The sequence below is a fragment of the Acinetobacter sp. CIP A162 genome (assembly GCF_000367905.1).
Taxonomy (GTDB): domain Bacteria; phylum Pseudomonadota; class Gammaproteobacteria; order Pseudomonadales; family Moraxellaceae; genus Acinetobacter; species Acinetobacter lwoffii.
The window spans coordinates 45,648-63,853 of record NZ_KB849162.1; the positions used below are offsets into that span (position 1 = coordinate 45,648).

Below are 18,206 nucleotides of genomic sequence, written 5' to 3' on the forward strand. Positions count from 1 at the left end.
AGTCAGGTAAATGATATTCATGCACACGTAGCTATCTCGAACAAATTCACAGAATTTGGCTGCACTTACATCCAAATTGTCATTTGAAATTAGCTCAATTAAGGTAGCGCTGTCTTTCAAACCTTTGTGTAACAAAGCGTGCATAAGTCATATATACTTAGATTCAGATATGATCTCCAATCGCTAAATATCGTACACTCAACCACGCAAGTACCCATCGCACGGCGCTTAATGACGCTTGTTGAGACATTATTCTAAAATAATCATATTTATTATGTTTCATCACTACCGGAAAAAACTGATGTTCTATAAGAAGTGAAAGCATAGGTTTATCTTCTGCCGTAAAATGCATCAATACTTTTGTTACATTACTCTCATACAACCATTTTTTTATTAACCAATTATAAGTGTCTGATTGGTTTCGTTCTAAATAATCAAATCGCTCTAAAATTTTTTGTGCGGAATTAAAATCTACAGCACTTAGTAATTCAGGCAAACGTGCTAACTTTCCTTGTGTCAATAATGGATGTCTTCCTATATTTGAACCACGTTTACCTGAAGGAATGTTTGACATCGTAATTAAAGCTCTCTTCCAGGACTCAATATCTAATTGTGGCTGCCCCTGCCCAGAAATAAGATACCGCTCAATATCTTCAATATTTTGAAATAGTTCGTGTTTAATTACTTTACCCGTCGAATTTCCTCTTTTTTGAGCATAGATTACCCACCTCTGAGTTTGTCTTTTTTTGAGTACATATTTTTCGATGGTATCTCTCAACTCATATTTTAGATTACTATTCTGTTGGTTAATCGCTTGGAAATGCCTGAATAAATTACTCCGACTCATGACTCGCTTAAAAAATGCAGTATGTAAATTGGGTTGCTGTTGTTGCATGCTATAGGCATAAGTAGCTAGAAATAAGATATGAATATAATGCTTTAATGTTGTCGATTCATGTAAATGTCCAAGTACTCGACCAATCGCCTTAATCCCTTGACCGACCTGTCCTTCATTGCCTACTAGCGTATTAAATTGTTCATTCGATGGCATCCAATTTTGTAGCCATGGCAGTTCTATCGTGAGCACTTTAAAATCCACCACTGTTTGCAAACACTTTAAAGTATATGCACTTGCAAACGTATGTCTTAAATGATGTAAGCTGAGATCAACATCTCCAGTGACTTTCTTTAATATTTGAGATATTTGATCAAAAAAAGGCTTATGTTCACTGTTCTCATCAGACATTAATATCGAATATTTTTTATTTTGATAAACATCATCTAATCCCTTTTTAATCGTCTGACTTAATAAATTCATCGGAACAACACGTTCTGATCCGAGTGTTTTTAGCTGATGCTCACCATAAGGACGAATTCTGAGCATATCCTCATCAATATCTAAGGGCCGTAAATGAAGTGTCTCTGAACGGCGTACACCCATCGCCGCAGATAAACGAAAATGACGCTGAATCTCTAGACGTAAAACAGTATCATTCACCCCAGATTCTACAGATTGTAATATTTGAACGATCTGCCGCACTTCATTTTTTGAAAAAACCTTAGCACTTGCTTGATGCGCAGTACGCTTGTGTAACTTTATACGATCATCATTTAATTGAATTAAAAATTCTCTAAAGCGATTCCACGCAGCGAGATGCTTGCGGTGTGGAAAATGCTCTTGCGTCAACTCCATCCATTTTTGAAATACATCTTCATCAATCTGGCTATCTTTTGTTAAATCTTCTGAAAACCCCAATATACCTGCACTGACGATGGCCAAATGTAGATGAATCATATTTCGATTCTGTAGACTTAACTCTTCTGCATCACAGCGTAAAATCAACCATTGCACAAAGCATGTTAATAAATTGACTGAGTAGTGATTCGTTTTATTACTAGCAAGCTGTTTAAGCCAAATGCTTGATCTAGACTCACCTTTTAGTTGCTGAATCATCGCTAAAATATCAGACAAATGTAGTTGCTCATCGCCTATTTCTATTTCACTTTCTGGCTCAGTGCTATCTAAACCTGTGGTTAATTTTTCATATTCGGATAATCGTAATAATTCATTTATTGAAAGATCTTCAGTCAGGACTTGGCCTGATATATAACCTGCAATCAACGGAGTGCTATTTAACATCACCTTTTGCTGTAAAGCTTTCAACCATTGAGCTAACGATAGAGTTGACTTAAGCCCTATTTGTTTTAAATATGTATTAAAACACTTTTGCCAAGCCGTTCTTTGTTGATTTCTTGACTGTGCTAAAATCTCTTTTAATCGGGGCTGTAGATACTGTCGGTCTACTAATATTAAAGTCGAGACATAAGGACTTAACAGTACTGTACGGCGTATCTTCGTCACAGATCTATCATTATTCACTGTTAGCTCAACGAGCCGACTATTCCCCATAGCGACTATATATTGATCAGAAGCAATAAACTCCAACATCGCTTGTAAATGGCTCACTCTGCACAGTTGTGAATACATGGAGAGTACAACCAGCAAACGTCCTATTTCAATATCACAATTTTGATGTTCAGGTAAATGTTCTAAATCCTTCTGAATAAGATCAAGTAAGTTTTGTTCAGTATAACTCCATGTACTAAAACTATTTTCAGATGTCAGCCACGTACGATTAGCTTTTTGAGGAAGTTGAACGAATAAAGGAATTTTAGTTTTATCGCGAATATAAGCACAATATGCCTTTATGGCTTCTGGCAAATCAATGTTTGTATTTTTAGCTAAATGGGAAGCTAATACATGTCCAAGCTCTAAAGCTACTTGTGGCTCAGGATTTTCCTCAAAAATCAACGGACAATAGGACTCATACTCTGAGTTTTTCAGCCATTCTTTTACATCATTCTCTGAATATTGTATTCTCAGCTTCGTCTCTACTTGAGCTGTTTTAGTCTCTTGGGTTAAAACAAATGTTGGAATATGCTTGATTTTAAAAAAATCAAAACCTTCAAGACATTCGAAACCTAATTGTTTTTGCAAGTTTTCTTGTACATCAAGCCACTGTTGTTGAAAAGCTGATACAGGAAATACAGATAACATATCCCATGGATGACGACCCCGTATCCAGTGCCCAAGTCCAGCGTCCTTGAACCGTCCAGGTAACTGATTATAATCAGAGCGAACCAACTTCCGTGCCCAATTTCTAACTAAACCTTCAATCTGATGAGGAGCACAAAGTTGCACAGCATAAGATGATAAATCAACACGTGGTTCAATTTGCTCCCCTAGCATTCCCATCAAACCACGTAAACCTTGAATCTGTTTGATCAACGCTTGCGTCAATGGCACATAACGATCGGTTGATTCATCTTGATGATGTTTATCTTGAATCAATGCCCAGCCTTGCTGACTGATCCACTTTGGAAAGGGCTGCTTAATTCCTCGTCCTGCAGTTGCAAGATTCATCCATAATGCTGTATACAACGTCAAGCTATCAAAGAGCACCTGCCAATTTTTATGTTCAGAAGCCTGATTTATTCTCTTTTTTATTCGTGTAATTTCATTTTGTATTTCAACAATCTTTATTCCAATTGGGCTACCCACACGCTTATTGGAAGAGTATATATATTCAGGAATATTAATTTTTATCGTTCTTAAACAAGCAGCCCAGAGTTGCTCAAGTTGCCTCTGTTCAAAAGAGGCATAATGAATCAAGTTATCATAATTTCGACCTGATGCATTAGTCACTGCTTTAACGACAGCTAAATCACCTTGGCTATGATCATATAACAACCGTGGAAGAATATCTCGAATGCTTTTGAGGCTGATTTCTAGCTCTTTAGGTACACGGTTAATCAGTTCACTCACGTCACGTTCAACTGCCATATGATGTCTTGTAATCCCAAGATTTTTGACTTGACTCACTAAATCATTGAGTTCAATCGGTAAAACCAAATGTAATTCATTGGTCCATGGCACATGAAATTTAGAATCTTCTGGTTTTTTTTTGAGTGTCGGTGTCCCTGCAAACACACTTAATACATACGCAGATAAAGTATGATCATACTGAATAGCAATATTATTCTGATCTGCATTTTGACTAAAACGAGGCGCTGTTAATTCACTCACCGAACGTCCTGTGAGTAAACTTAATATTAAAGCTAATTTTGCGCGTAAAATTAAGCTGGTATCAGTATGAGATGGTTGACAGAGCCTAAATATTTCTTGAATTGAAATTAAGGACAATCGCGATTTGGTCCAAACTAAACCAACATTTGCAGCTTCAATATGTTGAGAAGTAGATTTAGAGGCATAAAAACCTCGAATTAAATCGGATTGTTCTGCCAAAAAAAATGTAAACAATGGCTCCAATGGTGTTTCATCTTCTTCAATCTCATTATCCTCAAATACTTCAGATACTAGACCACGATGAATTTCATCTACATCCTCTAAAGGTTGAATAGCAATACTTAATGAGCCGTATCGTTGCAAGATCAGTTTTCTATGCTTTAACCCTATACGGTGTAAAAATTCTCGACGTTTCTTCTTATTTTTTAGTGGATCATTTTGCCAAATTTGGGATAAAAACAGCTTTAATGTATAAAAAACATCATTTAATCGTTTATCTTCAGAACCAGCAGACATCAAATGAATCAGTTGTTTCGGTGAATTTTGAATAAGTAACTCTTTGACTTGTTCTAAAATATACTCATTACCTTGATCACCCAACAGCCTGATTGCTAAAAAGGCGTTATACACACGAGATCCTTTTTGAGCTTTCAGCTTTATGCTTCCATCACCCTTTAAATAACTACTATAAAGCCCTAGGGTATGTACTTTTTTTTGAAAGTGAAATATTTGCTCTAAAAGCCAAATAATTACTGTATCAAAACTCTCATTATTTCGACTTCGTCCTGCTTGAATCAATAGCAAATCACAAATTCCACTGTCTCCAGTGTATGGACGTAATGGCGTGGGTGTATGTGTGTTTCTATCTATTGTTTCTGAGAAAAAATGTGCATATTCCTCAGAATCCTGCAATCTACTAATGATCTTTAACGTATTAAGCTCATCACGAAATTCTGGTAATTCATCATCCCCAATCAATGTGAAGATTCGCTGACAAATGACAACAATGCCAGCTAAGCTATAGTGTGCACGCAACAAAAATAATGCTTGGATCAGTTCTTTTTCTTCTATATTTTCATTCTGATTAATACATTCTAGGAGCTTCTTGAAATAACTTTTCATGAACTACTCCGAATACGATAGACTCTTGCCTTCTTCAAGTCTGTTAAAGCCAAAGCAACTTCTGCCATTGGTGCCACACGAACAATTTGCTGCTGATATTTTTGATAAAGTTCCTCCAGTCGAGGTAAAAATACAGAAAAGTTAGCTAAATGAAAATATGGTTGCACAGACTTACCCAGCTCTTTCACTTTAATTCTTTCTAATGGCAAAAGCTTCTGGGCGATATAACCAGCTAAAACATTTTCGATTAAAAAATTACCACTCACCACCGGTGATGCCCAATTAACCAATTCTTGAACAAAGGAAATCGGCAGCTTTTTCAAAAAATGCTGTGTATTTAAAAATAAAATCATTTCTTCTGGATCTAAACTCTTTAGTCGAAGTTGGCCTGCAACCACCATCTTGTCCTGTGCTTTATCCACTTTAGCCCAGTGTCTTCTTTTCACACTATCCTTTAGAGTTTTTACCTTACATAAGTCCCTATCGACAGCAAGCAGTAACTTACGATATATCGCGAGCAGTAGTAATGCTTGATTTTTAATTTTTTCTGAAAACTCCCGGCTCATTTCCTCATTGAGTAACATCATTTTCAAAACTAAAACTGGGCATGGTTTTTCAAACCTGCCTTCAGAAATTGTTAATGCATCAATGAGCAATGGTGTCATCATTTTTTTCTGCACAGGTAAGTTATTTTTAGCGTCACAATAGTAGAATAACACAGTCCCAAAATTAACAAAATTAAATCAAATAAATTTTATATTTAATAAAAAAGTATTTGATTTATATAATTTATTTACTAACTTTATTTTTATACTAATTCATCAGCTGCGATATCTTCTTCGACCGCTTCGTCCCAAAGATGGATTTGTTTGGCCGTTAAGTGTTCATTCTTCTGGGCGAACTTATGCCGTTTAAACTGCGCAAGTTCATGCTCGTATTTTTGATTGAGAATAGAGAGAGATTTAACTTTAGAATCTAATTGCTGATTGGTGACTTCAAGATGTTGAACTCTGGCATCTAATTGCTGATTTGATTATGCTAAAGACTGATGCTGCATCGCCAATTGCCGGGTAAATTCCAGCAGTTGTTCATGGGTCAGTTGGCTTAAATCAGGCAGCGTATTCATGGCCGCAGTATGCTTGAGGTCATGACGCAGAGGAAATAGAATGTTTGGAGAATAGCAGAATGGCCGAGCTTGGTTTAGAGCATTGTTACCACTTGCTGCAGACCGATTCTTTGCCAAGCTAAACCTTGGATCAGTGCTTGTAAGTGCTCCGGGCTGAGGGCCACGGTTTCACCCTGGTGAACTTTAGCGCAGTGGAATTTTCCCTGTTCCAGCCGCCGGGCACACAGCCAGATGCCCAGTCCATAATGCACCAGCACTTTCATGCGATGGTCACGTTTGTATTACAGAATAGGTAAGCACAATGCGGTTTGATATAGCCAAAGGCTCTCAGCACCTGAGCCATGACAGTATCCATACCTGCTCGCATATCCAGAGGTTGGGTAGACAGCCAGATTTCATCGATACGGATCATGTTGCAAGTGCCTTGAGTAATTCTCCTAAAGCAGATATTTCTGATACTTGCCATTTCAAGCCAATTTCTGATTTTGAGTGGGGTAAAGTAATTTGAACCGTTAACATGTCAGTAGGAGTAGGATCTAATGGTGCAGAGCAAGATAAAGCAATAAATGCAGGTTTATTCGGTAGTGGTGAGCGATCATTTCTCTAGCTTACCATCAATTAAGCGAATCCAGTTGGATAGGGGATTTGTATTCAATCCATGTTGCAAAGCGACTGAAGCAATTGAAACGTCCGGTGCTTTACAAGCCTGAACGATCTGCTGTTTAAATTCAGCACTGCATGTTCTTCGTTTTTTCTCAAGAGATGTGATGGATGTCTAGGGTGTGTTGACACTTTTAGTTTAAAAAAATAGCGAAGTAGTAAAATCAAATCGCCAAACCCAATTTTACTATTCGCTATGCCTCGTACCATGCTGACAGATCAACCCTGGCAAAAGTTGAAAGTTATTCTGCGTAATTTATCCATTCACCACAACTCAAATTTACGCAATTTTATTGAAGCTATTCTCTATAGAATTAGAACAGGCTGTCCGTGGCGAGATATTCCTTCTTGTTTTGGTCATTCAAACTCTATTTTCAAACGTTTTAATCGTTGGTCAAGCAGCGGTAAGTTACTTAGATTATTAAAATTACTAGCCTCATGCCCCGATATGGAGTGGATTTTTATTGATGGCTCTCATGTACGTGCTCATCAACATTCTGCCGGTATAGCGAATCAATCTATTTCTAAAAGTGTAGGAGGAAACTCCTCAAAAATACATTTGATTGTTGATGTACATGGCAATCCTATTGATTTCATGATTACCGATGGAACCACACATGATGTTAAAGTTGCACCTGATTTAATATCAACATTAGATTTAAAAGAGACAAAAGTGGTATGTGCAGATAAAGGCTATGATTCAGAACCACTGCGTGAACAGATCAGGAAAACAGGGACTAAAGCGAATATACCAAAGAAAACAAATAGCCAATCGAACAATGACCATATGGACTGGTGTTTATATAAAATCAGGCATTTAGTTGAAAATATGTTTTGTAGATTAAAGCAATTTAGAGGAATAGCTACTCGATATGACAAGCTCAAAAGAAATTATCAAAGTTCTGTTGCTTTAGCCTGTATATTTTTATGGCTACCTTTATAGGGTTAATTATGAACAGTAAATGTCAACAGACCCTAGTTATTTGTAGTCATAAATTTAGTCCCCACTTGTTTTTAAGTGGGGACTAAATTAAGGCTTATAGGATGAATTCATAAGGTGTGTTCAGCGAACACTTACGTTTTGAATAGATTTAAGGAATTAGGCAGACCTCATACCCAAGTTGTCACTTGAATTTGGATAACTTAGGGAAGATCTATCTCTAAAGCCTTTATCCAACAGAGTCGTTTTTATCCTAGGGTCCTTACCACTTGTATTCTTTACAAACATATATTTAAAAAAGTGTAGCAAGTTGCTACACTTTTCGCTAGATCAGCTCTTTACCAAAAATATCATTCAGTCTTTCACGAATACTTTGAACGAATTCTGGATTATTTTTAAGTTTATGCTTCATATTTCGTTTAAAGTCATTCAGCCCCATACCAATTTCAGCAAAATCCATTTGGAATAAAGTGTCATTAATGACAATATTTGCTTGAGAGTCAGTGAGGCATCCTACTTTTTTAAACCACTTCTTGAACTGCTGATAATTTTCATCATTATTAAAAATATACCAAGAACGTACATTCGTATCGAATTTAGCCCCTAATTCTTTTACGGATGCATTGTCTTCAAATGGAACATCAAGATAGATTTTTTCAATCACTGCAATTTCATCCAGTGCCTTATCAGCAATCCGATGATGCAGTTTAAAATTCACACCTACAATTGGACGGCCTTTCTTAACGGTTTCATACTCTAATTGTAGATCTGTATTTTCGTTAATTTCTGCCACTATTTTGTCTAATACATAGCGTCTAAAATCTACCCAGCGATCATATTTGGTTTCATTAATATCAATCAGTGCTTTCAAGTTTTCTAAAAGTAATGGCACTTCATAACTCTTTTGATTGGCGTACTTAAATTCGTTTTTAATGAAATAAGTATAAAGACTCATACTGGCAACAGAATCTAGGGCAAAAAGATGTTTTAGCTGATAGGTAGTAAAATTACCCCCAGCCAGTTGAGTGAAATACGGCAACACCTCACTAGTAAAACGAATCTGAATCGCATTTTTAGAGTCATCTTCCCATCTTAACTCACGGATAATGGGAACGACAGAATGTACTTTTTTAGTCTTTCTCTTACCATTATCAGCAGGCTCCTCAATAATAAAATGAGCTACCCGGGATGAAAGCTCTTTATAGATCCGATCTATTGCAACATTAATTGAGTTACGTTTATTTAATCCTAGTAAATCTGCCAAATCATCCTTATACAAATAAATATAAGTTTGTTCGGTAATTTCACCATCTACCCTATTTTTCTCACTATAATTCGCAACCGCCATTGCATATAGAAGTGCCTTATATTCATTGGATGACAACTCGATTGGGCGAATTAAGCGGTTACTGGTACTGACAACGCCATTATGGCGAATGTTGCCTATACAGTAGGGAATATAATTCGTTTCTTCTTGCAATGGTTCAGATTCTGTCATAACCGTGATATTTATAATTTGACTTAGTTTTTATATACAAAAGTGGAAAAACTTTCAAGACTTTCACCACAAGATTCTAAAAGTGGAAGGTCCGTCATCAAAAAAAAGCGTTATTATCCGATTTTTTGCCTTTAAAGTGGAATTAAATACAGTATTTCCACCCTACAGTGACAGACCTTCCACCTTTAGCCCCCGAAATTACAGTTTAGAATGACTATTTTTACTTTTTTCACCCACATTCAGATAGGTTAAGTTAAATAGAAACCCTGATGTGACAAGGCTTCCACCTTTCAGTTAGATTCGAAAGGTATAACTGCACATATAATCATCAGGAAATATCCAATAAAAACAGATTATCCACAGGTTAAGAACATACAGTGACAACCCTTCCACCTTTAAGGCTTAGTTACGAGACTTTATTAACATATTAAATAATTGTTTTTTAAATTATTTTTAAATAAAAATAGCGGTTTAAAAAATAGCAGTGACAAACCTTCCACCCTAGTGACAGACCTTCCACTTTAGAGTGACAAACCTTCCACTTTAGAGTGACAGACCTTCCACTTTAGAGTGACAGACCTTCCACTTTATGGTGACAAACCTTCCACTTTTAAAACTCTAAGCATCTGTTTTATATAATAAAAATGCACTCTTAATTATTAATTAGCTAAATAACTAATTATTCTAATTATTAATTAAGCTAGCTTAGTTAAAGATTTATTTTTAAGCTGTTTTACATCTGAACAAATAGGATTTATAAATTTTAAAACTATAGTAAGATGAGTGAAAGTTATTTATATTACTAAACATTCAAATACGGAAGCATCTGACACGCATGTCTGCAAAAATTATTACTGTTGCTAACCATAAAGGCGGATGTGGCAAAACAACGACTGTTGTGCACCTAGCCTCAGAACTTGCCAATCTGGGCAACAAGGTTTTAGTCATTGATTTAGATCCTCAAGCAAACGCAAGTTTACACATTGGGATCCAACATCCAAGCGAAATTGTTGTGACTACAGCAGAATTACTAGTGGGCGATATTTCGTTGTTGGCAGATGCATTACAAGAAGAAACGAACTTTGAAAAAGTATCATTAATTTATGGTTCCTTGAATTTAGGAAAAACTGAAGACCAACTAAAAGAAGAAGCTCCCCGTCCTTCTGAAGAGTTAAATATCAAGTTAGAACTGTTAAAAGATCTTTATGATTTTATATTGATCGACTGTCCACCTAGTCTTAAATTATTAACCAGCAATGCCCTGGCATCTTCAACACATGTCATTATCCCTATCGAATCCGGATCACAATATGGATTGTATGGGGTAACAGATCTTTTAAATCATCTTGAAAAGATCAAACGTATTAATCCAGATTTAGAGCTTTTAGGCGCTTTACTAATTAAGCATGATGAACGTCAGAATGTCTGTAAGCTGATTCGGAATGAAGCCTTGAAACAGGTAGGAAAACTTTTAGAGACTACCATTCCTCAAAGTACTAAAGTTAATCAAGCAGCGATTCTGCAACAATCACTTTTGAACGTAGAAAAAAATTCAAAAGTACGTAAGGCTTTTGAAAGCCTTGCCAATGAAATTGTAGCTAAAGTTTAAACCTGAGAGTATTATGGCAAGCACCAAAGAGCTTTTAGCTCAGAAACTGAAACAGAATACAGAAAAACATCAGCAAGCACAGAAAGACAATATTAGAGAGCTGAAAGAGTTTAGACGTAATGTTCCTATTGAGGATATCAGCCGTAGTCCAAACCAGCCGCGTAAATTATTTGAAGAGTCACAATTAAAAGAACTGGCGGATTCCATTGACGAAGTCGGTCTTTTGCAGCCCATTACAGTGCGTAAACTTGATAATCTGAAATATGAACTCATTGCAGGCGAGCGGCGCTTACGGGCGCACCATTTACTCGGCAAGTCTGTGATTGAAGCCATTATCATTGATGCGAATAATGTAGAAGCATCTTTGTTAACCTTAGCAGAGAATTTAAAGCGTCAGGACCTGACAGATTATGAAATTTTTATTGGCCTGAACTCACTTGATGAGAAGTTAAAGAAAAACAAGCAACGTTTAGCCAATTCACTGGGTTTAAATCGCGAAGATATGTACAAGTATTTAGCGTACGAAAAACTGCCTCAAGTAATTTTAAATGACCTTGATGTGGAACCAGGCCTACTAGGTCGTACTGCTGCAACTGCATTCAAAAAATTTCTGTCGGATCATATAGAGCAACTTTCTGAGGCCGAAAAGGCTTTGCTAGGGGCTTGGGAAAAAGTAAAAGACAAAAAACTAGAGCAAAGTAAAGTTACTGCCTATGCTGAAAAAATATTGAGTCAGGATCCAGGAAAACTGACCACAACATCTGTGGTTAGAAAAATTGAATATGCAGGTAAGATTGCGGGGAATATCAAACTAAATCAAAAACAGCTTAAGGTTTCTCTGAATATCTCGGAAATTGACGAAGCTAGTCTCTTACAACTAGAAGATTTTTTAAAACAGCTTATTCAGAAAAGTGAAAAAGTGTAGCAATTTGCTACACTTTTTTTTGACAATCTCAAACTAGGGCGTGTCATCAATTAAGCCAGATAGATCGCTGATAAGAAGTTTTGAGCCAATTTATCATAGCGTGTGGCAATAGCACGATATTGTTTGAGCTTGGCAAAAAATTTCTCGATCAGATGTCTTGCCTTGTAGATATGTCAATCATAATCACGCTGATCAATAGAATTACTTTTCGCTGGCATCACAACTTGACCCTTCGCCTCTAAAATTAGATCAATGACCCGATCCCTGGAGTTGTAGGCTTTATCCATAAGCCAGGTCTGGCTCAACGATAAGTCCAGCAACACATCTGAACCGTTTAAGTCATGAACCTGCCCATCCGTGAGATAAAATCCTGTCGGGTTGCCTAAAGCATCAGTACGGGCATGAATTTTGGTGCTTAAGCCCCCTTTACTGCGCCTATTCGCCTGATTTCCCCCCAGCGCTGTGTTGGTAAGCACGTACAATGGGGTGCAGTCTAACATCACATATTCATTGTCACGGTCATGTGACAGCACTTCAAAGACTCTCTGCCACACACCTGTTTTAGCCCAAAGACTAAAACGAGTATACACTACTCTAAAATCACCGAAGCGTTCGGGTAAGTCTCGCCACGGGATACCTGAACGATAGCGCTTCAACAAATAGTCGGTTATCTTTGGCCGTTACTCCAACAGTACCCATTCGTCCAGGTAACAGATCTTTAACCTGTTCCCACCAATCATCTATTAATGCATAGCGTTTATTCATGAAGAAATTATGAGGACCGGTAGGATTTTCTCAAGCTAATTGATGACACACTAATTCAAAATAAAAAAAGGTTTTTAAATATTATTTCTATAAGTCAATGTGACATTGACTTATACCAGGTTTTAATTGACTCAGCTTAGATAGTGTATGGGGGCCTAAAAAATTAATTAATTTATGTCTATAGAAAAAATAGAAATAAATGTTCATATATCAATGATATATGGTTGTTTTTTATAATAAATAGCCTAAGCAATTATTAGTAAATATATGTTTTTTGGATATGGTATAATTAGCTAAAAATCCAGACATCAGTGGTAAATTAAAATAAATCTTAAAATATGCCAGCCTTAAACCACAGCTTTAATTTTTGCCTACAGACAGCAGCCCAAGACGTTACCTAGTGTCACGTTACGGAACCACACTCAGTGAGCTTGCCGAATTCAACAGATCTAGAGATCTTAGTATATTGCCCTATAAATCCCATTTTCTTAAAGATTACCTTTAGATAGTCAAAGGCATTCAAGTGTACAGATAGGGACTGTGCCAGGAAACGTGCTAGTATGGAGGTGGGCAATAACTGCTTAGAATCAAGGTACGTGATTTTCTCAGTCGACTATTACGAATAGCCGCCATTTGGTAGATGCCTTTTAGTTAGATTGAACCGTCACCACTCTACTAGACAAATTTAGTCTATTCTTTTTGCATAAATGATAACATTATGAATGGACAACGATATTCTCTCAGAATCACGTATTAATCATGCTGCTAAACATTCTCATTAAAACAAGGGAATGCATCTTTTTACTGATCGTACCTTGTTTTTAATTTTCCTCTGTTCTTTAATTTAGTACTATCTTTATCATTTATGAGCACTCACTGGATTCACTGAATGAAGTATATGGAAATCAGAGATTTGATTGAGGCTGAATTGAAAAATTATAGTTCTAATCAAATGATTCCATCCGAACGGTACTTGGCATTAAAGTTTGACTGTTCAAGGGAAACAGTGCGTAAGGCCTATGAACAGCTTCGTGCCGAAGATAAAATTTTCAAACGGCAAAATCTCGGCTGGTTCGTGAGTAATAAAAAAATTCAATATTCTCCAAACTCAATTGAAAATTTTCGTTCTTATATGAAGGCACAGGGTTTTAATGTCAGAACTGAACTAATCTCGACCAGACAGTTGGAGCGATTGGATCACAGTAATCTTTTTAGTGAAGAAAATCGTAAATTGGGCTTTATTGAAATTATTCGTTTACGTTATGCTGATGATGTACCTGTACTTCTAGAATATAATTATTTACCTGTTGCGCTGTTTCCAAATGTGCTGAATTATGATGTGATTACTTCGGTACAAGATGTCATTAAAAATCACTTTCATTATAATTACACGAGTAGTCAGTTAAAAATTAAAAATACCGGTGTGTCTCATTTTGAGAGCCAGCACTTAGGTATTCCTTTAAGTCAAACCGCCACTTATATTGAACGTATTTCAAAATCAGATGATCTAGTGATTGAATATGACATCGAAATCTGGTCACAGGACAAAATTGAAATGACCTTAGATATTCAAGCATAAGCTTATATTTATATCCTGCCCATTCAAATCCTAAGAAGTTAAATGGTTTTAGGATTTTTTTTATTTTCTTAGATTAGCATTAGACCGCCTTCATAAATCATTCTTACTCAGTTGCAAATTATAAATTCCAGCAACTAGATTGAATCTCAAAAGGGGGGCTTTTAGCTCTATTGCGATAACGTTCTGAAAGCATTTTGAAAGTTTTTAGACTGCCAATCCATACTTAATTTCTATTCTTCTTTATTGATTTCCTGATTATAGATTTTTAGTTCAGGATCCAGTTTACAGCGGCTTTTGGCCTCTAATGGCAACAGGGTATTGGGAAGCGCGTTTGATTGAGGTTAAGCAGGCAGGGAAAATTAGACGTTATATCACTTTATTAATGGACCCAAAGACATATCCACTGATAGGCTTGGCGAAGCTTTATGCTCAGCGCTGGGAAATAAAAATGTGTTACCGAGAAATCAAAAGTGATTTACAGGAGGGCAAGCATTTGAGGAGCAAGCAACCTGATTTAGTTTATCAAGAATTATGGGGGGTATTGCCTATAATATTCTAAGAAGACAATGAAACATATGGCTCAACGTGCAAAAGTCAGTCCTTTGAGAACCAGCTTTCATATTGCATCTATTGGCATTCTGAATATATTAAGATTCGACTCTTTAGACTCCGCAGGTAATTTACCTAAACATTTAGAAAGTTTACTGGAAAAATCTAAGAGATATGTTTTGCCTGAGAGGGAGTGAGGAGTTGCCCACGAGTTATGAAAGGGACACCACAGAAATACCCAAGAAAATGCCAGTCAATTTCTTAACTGACCGGCATTCCTTTAATTAAGGGCTTTCAGATGATTCAGATTTTTTGTCTTTCTCATTTCCATAATCTAAAGCAACCTGTTGTGCTTCGGCGGCGGCAGTTGCTTCTATTGGAATGGATTCATCTGCAATAGCTACTGTTCCAGTAAATCCAAATAAGCTCAGGATTAGAATCTTTGAATACTTTTCCATCTGAATTTCCTCTATGTTTCTAAAACTTAATTTCAGTGTAGAGGCTAAGTTTAAATTCCGATGTATGAGCTATGTCTGCGTATGTAAGATATTCAGGATCCAAGTTATAGAACCTTGGGTTTAGGTAAGAATACTTATCGGATGAGTTTTTTTTGTAGCGTTAATTGGCCAAATACAGACCGATTTTCTTAAAAATCTTTTATAGCGAAGATAATTTAATGGCAAATTATAAAAAGAGCATAGCAAATGGTCAACTGCGGTAATCCCCCCTACAATAAAATCCAAGAAGAAATAAACAATATGGAACCAGGTACGATGAAATGGTGAACCGTACCGGGTTTGTCGGAGAGTCAATATTCTGAGAGACTATCCCGATGACAAAATTAAAATATACCCCTGAAATCAGAGAAAGAGCGGTTCAATTATTGATTGAATCTGAAAAAGATTATCCTTCTACTTGGGCTGCAATCACAGCAATTGCGCCTAAGATTGGTTGTACTCCTGAAACACTTCGTGCCTGGCATCAAAAGCATTTAGATCAGCAAAATCCTATTAAAGTACAACAGATATCTGATCAAGAAAAAATGAAGCAAATGGAACGTGAAATTAAAGAATTAAAGCGTGCCAATGAAATTCTACGTAAAGCAGCCGCTTTTTTCGCCCAGGCGGAGCTCGACCGCCCACACAAATAATGGTGGATTTCATCCATAACAATAAAGATCGATATGGTGTTGATGCGATTTGTAGGATTTTACCGATCGCAGCTTCAACCTATTACCGGACTCTAGATCTCTGCGAAAATCCAGAACATCGAGCAAAGCGAGATTTACATGACTTGCATCATGCTGAGGAGATTAAACGAATTTGGAAGGAAAGTTCAGGTCGATATGGTGTACGTAAAGTCTGGCAAAAACTGAAACGTGAAGGCTATATTATTGCACGCTGTACTGTTGCTCGATTAATGAAAAAGCTAGGTATACAAGGTGTTTGGCGAGGTAAGAACAAACAAACCACCCGTAGCCGAGATGACCAAAAACGAGCAGATGATTTAGTGAAACGGAATTTTAGAGCTGATCAGCCTAATCACTTGTGGGTTGCTGACTTTAGTGTGCCGCAGCAAGCGGCGTAAGAGATGAGGGTATGGCCCCTCGCTATCGGCTTGCAGGAGCAGGTAGCAAACCACCATAAGCGGCTTGGATCAAAAGTCCCGGTCGTGAGCGTTGTGGAAAAGGCGTTGTAAAGGCGTCAGGTAAGAATTAGGAAGGCGAACACCAGTGAACTGCCGTTCAAGTGTCGAAAGTACTCAAATGACATCAAAACCGGGGATGGATGTTGCCCCGCGATCAGTTTGGCCGTTACCTGCTTACGGGCCATTCGGTGTCCGGCGTAGAGGCAGCGCGATCCTAATTCAGGCTTTTACGTTGAACTGCGGGAACCTTCGGTGGCGATGTCAAGCGAAAGGTACAAGCTCAAAAGGCAAGGCCGATAATAGCAATGCGTCACCAAGGGGCGGAGCAGCTCGTAGTAGTGTTGAAGTTACTGTAATGGTAATGGAGCGAAGGGGCTGCATTATCCAGGTCTGCGGTCTTGTCAACTGCACAAGCAGGAGGAACAAGGCTTTATGACCAAACCATTTAACATTCCTAAAGCGTTAATTTGGGAGGCATTCAAGAAAGTCAAAGAGAATGGCGGTGCTGCAGGCATCGATCATGAATCTATTGAGCAATTCGAACACCACTTAAAAGGCAACCTGTATAAACTATGGAATCGACTTTGTTCAGGCAGTTATTTTCCACCGCCAGTCAAAGGCGTTCCGATTCCAAAGAAATCAGGTGGGGTACGTATGTTAGGCATTCCAACAGTAGCGGATCGAGTAGCACAAACAGCTGTCAAGCTTATATTGGAGCCACAGATTGATCCTCTATTTCATCCAAACTCTTATGGATATCGTCCAGGGCGTTCAGCCCATGATGCGATAGCTGTGGTGAGACGACGAAGTTGGGAGTATGACTGGGTTGTGGAATTTGATATCAAAGGTCTATTTGATAACATTGACCATAATCTACTCATGCGTGCACTTAAGAAACACTGCGAAATTCCATGGATTCTTCTCTATGTAGAACGCTGGTTAAAAGCACCTATGCAAAATGTAGATGGTCAAGTTTTAGAAAGGAATCACGGCACACCGCAAGGTGGAGTTATCAGTCCTCTATTGGCTAATTTATTTATGCATTATGCTTTTGACATGTGGATTACCAAGAATCTTGCGAGTGTAAGATTCTGCCGCTATGCGGATGATGGAGTAATTCATTGCCGAAGTTTATCTCAAGCCAAACTTGTTTTACAAAAGATTGGTGCACGATTTCGTGAATGTGGACTCGAATTGCATCCAGATAAGACAAAGATTGTTTATTGCCAAGATGTGAATCGTCGCCAAGCATATCCAGATGTTCAATTTACTTTTCTCGGGTACACGTTTAGGCCCCGTAAGGCTGTGGACAAGTATAAAAGAGTTTATGTAAATTTCTCTCCTGCAGTCAGTCGTGATGCACTTAAAACAATGCGACAGACTATTCGGAAATGGCATCTACATCTGATGTGTAATCGCGAATTAAGTGATTTATCTGCAATATTTAATCCAATTCTTCAAGGCTGGCAGCAATACTATGGTCGATTCCATGGTTCAGCAATGTCAACGATCTGGCAACACATGAATGCTTATCTTATACGCTGGATGAGGCGTAAGTATAAAAACTTGGCCCGTCATAAAAGACGGGCTAGATATGCCTTAGGGCGACTTGCGCGTGATTTTCCAAATGCCTTTGTGCACTGGAAAATGGGATGTTTACCATCGGTTGGATAATGGGAGCCGGATGAGCTGAGAGGTT

Annotated in this window: 11 protein-coding genes, 5 pseudogenes and 1 other annotated feature; of the genes and pseudogenes, 7 read left to right on the forward strand and 9 right to left on the reverse strand. The window is 37.5% G+C overall.

The window, feature by feature from the left end; all coding sequences use genetic code 11:
* Nucleotides 1–163: 163 nt before the first annotated feature.
* The 6 genes and pseudogenes from F995_RS15730 to F995_RS17185 form a co-directional block, all read right to left on the reverse strand.
* Nucleotides 164–5,209, reverse strand: coding sequence for a tyrosine-type recombinase/integrase (locus F995_RS15730; RefSeq protein ID WP_004647764.1), 5,046 nt, complete (start codon nt 5,207–5,209; stop codon nt 164–166).
* Nucleotides 5,206–5,877 (reverse strand): hypothetical protein, encoded by a 672-nt coding sequence (locus F995_RS15735; protein WP_005105953.1) that lies wholly within the window; start codon nt 5,875–5,877, stop codon nt 5,206–5,208. The genes F995_RS15730 and F995_RS15735 overlap by 4 nt, the downstream gene beginning before the upstream one ends.
* A 146-nt stretch (nt 5,878–6,023) precedes the next feature.
* Nucleotides 6,024–6,335 (reverse strand): annotated as a pseudogene (locus tag F995_RS16495) (IS66 family transposase); the annotation flags it as partial.
* A gap of 74 nt (nt 6,336–6,409) precedes the next feature.
* Nucleotides 6,410–6,598, reverse strand: coding sequence for an IS66 family insertion sequence element accessory protein TnpB (tnpB, locus tag F995_RS15745; protein WP_004647767.1), 189 nt, complete (start codon nt 6,596–6,598; stop codon nt 6,410–6,412).
* Complete coding sequence (locus F995_RS17045) at nt 6,595–6,801, reverse strand: hypothetical protein (RefSeq protein ID WP_228127488.1); 207 nt, start codon at nt 6,799–6,801, stop codon at nt 6,595–6,597. The genes tnpB and F995_RS17045 overlap by 4 nt, the downstream gene beginning before the upstream one ends.
* A pseudogene (locus F995_RS17185) lies at nt 6,744–7,104 on the reverse strand (transposase). Before F995_RS17185 ends, F995_RS17045 begins: the two are co-directional and overlap by 58 nt.
* A gap of 87 nt (nt 7,105–7,191) precedes the next feature.
* Here F995_RS17185 and F995_RS15755 point away from each other — a divergent pair.
* Entirely contained in the window at nt 7,192–7,938 is a 747-nt protein-coding gene (locus F995_RS15755) for an IS5-like element ISAba31 family transposase (RefSeq protein WP_004647770.1), read from the forward strand.
* A 322-nt stretch (nt 7,939–8,260) separates the two neighbouring features.
* On the opposite strand, the gene F995_RS15760 is transcribed toward F995_RS15755, so the two are convergent.
* Nucleotides 8,261–9,433 (reverse strand): replication initiation protein, encoded by a 1,173-nt coding sequence (locus F995_RS15760; protein WP_004647771.1) that lies wholly within the window; start codon nt 9,431–9,433, stop codon nt 8,261–8,263.
* Nucleotides 9,434–10,268: 835 nt separating this feature from the next.
* On the opposite strand from F995_RS15760, the gene F995_RS15765 reads away from it, so the two are divergent.
* Together F995_RS15765 and F995_RS15770 are read left to right on the forward strand one after the other, a co-directional pair.
* The gene (locus F995_RS15765; RefSeq protein WP_004647772.1) at nt 10,269–11,042 is read left to right on the forward strand and encodes a ParA family protein; all 774 of its coding nucleotides are present in this window, start codon (nt 10,269–10,271) and stop codon (nt 11,040–11,042) included.
* 13 nt (nt 11,043–11,055) lie between these two features.
* On the forward strand, nt 11,056–11,967 hold the full coding sequence (locus F995_RS15770) for a ParB/RepB/Spo0J family partition protein (protein ID WP_004647773.1): 912 nt from the start codon (nt 11,056–11,058) through the stop codon (nt 11,965–11,967).
* A gap of 50 nt (nt 11,968–12,017) precedes the next feature.
* Here the strand turns inward: F995_RS15770 and F995_RS16705 are convergent.
* Nucleotides 12,018–12,732, reverse strand: a pseudogene (locus F995_RS16705) (IS5 family transposase).
* An 889-nt stretch (nt 12,733–13,621) separates the two neighbouring features.
* Here F995_RS16705 and F995_RS15780 point away from each other — a divergent pair.
* Both F995_RS15780 and F995_RS17190 read left to right on the forward strand, forming a co-directional pair.
* Nucleotides 13,622–14,311 (forward strand): GntR family transcriptional regulator, encoded by a 690-nt coding sequence (locus tag F995_RS15780; RefSeq protein ID WP_004647775.1) that lies wholly within the window; start codon nt 13,622–13,624, stop codon nt 14,309–14,311.
* Between the two features lie 316 nt (nt 14,312–14,627).
* Nucleotides 14,628–15,125 (forward strand): annotated as a pseudogene (locus F995_RS17190) (DDE transposase); the annotation flags it as partial.
* A 19-nt stretch (nt 15,126–15,144) separates the two neighbouring features.
* On the opposite strand, the gene F995_RS16860 reads toward F995_RS17190, so the two are convergent.
* Nucleotides 15,145–15,318: a hypothetical protein gene (locus F995_RS16860; RefSeq protein WP_004281965.1), complete on the reverse strand. Its 174-nt coding sequence runs from the start codon at nt 15,316–15,318 to the stop codon at nt 15,145–15,147.
* 374 nt (nt 15,319–15,692) lie between these two features.
* Between F995_RS16860 and F995_RS16520 the strand changes: the two are divergent.
* Nucleotides 15,693–16,435 (forward strand): annotated as a pseudogene (locus tag F995_RS16520) (IS3 family transposase); the annotation flags it as partial.
* Nucleotides 15,968–16,084, forward strand: a sequence feature (AL1L pseudoknot). It overlaps the preceding pseudogene by 117 nt.
* Nucleotides 16,436–16,939: 504 nt before the next feature.
* The gene (gene ltrA / locus F995_RS15800; protein ID WP_004644827.1) at nt 16,940–18,181 is read left to right on the forward strand and encodes a group II intron reverse transcriptase/maturase; all 1,242 of its coding nucleotides are present in this window, start codon (nt 16,940–16,942) and stop codon (nt 18,179–18,181) included.
* Nucleotides 18,182–18,206: the final 25 nt, after the last annotated feature.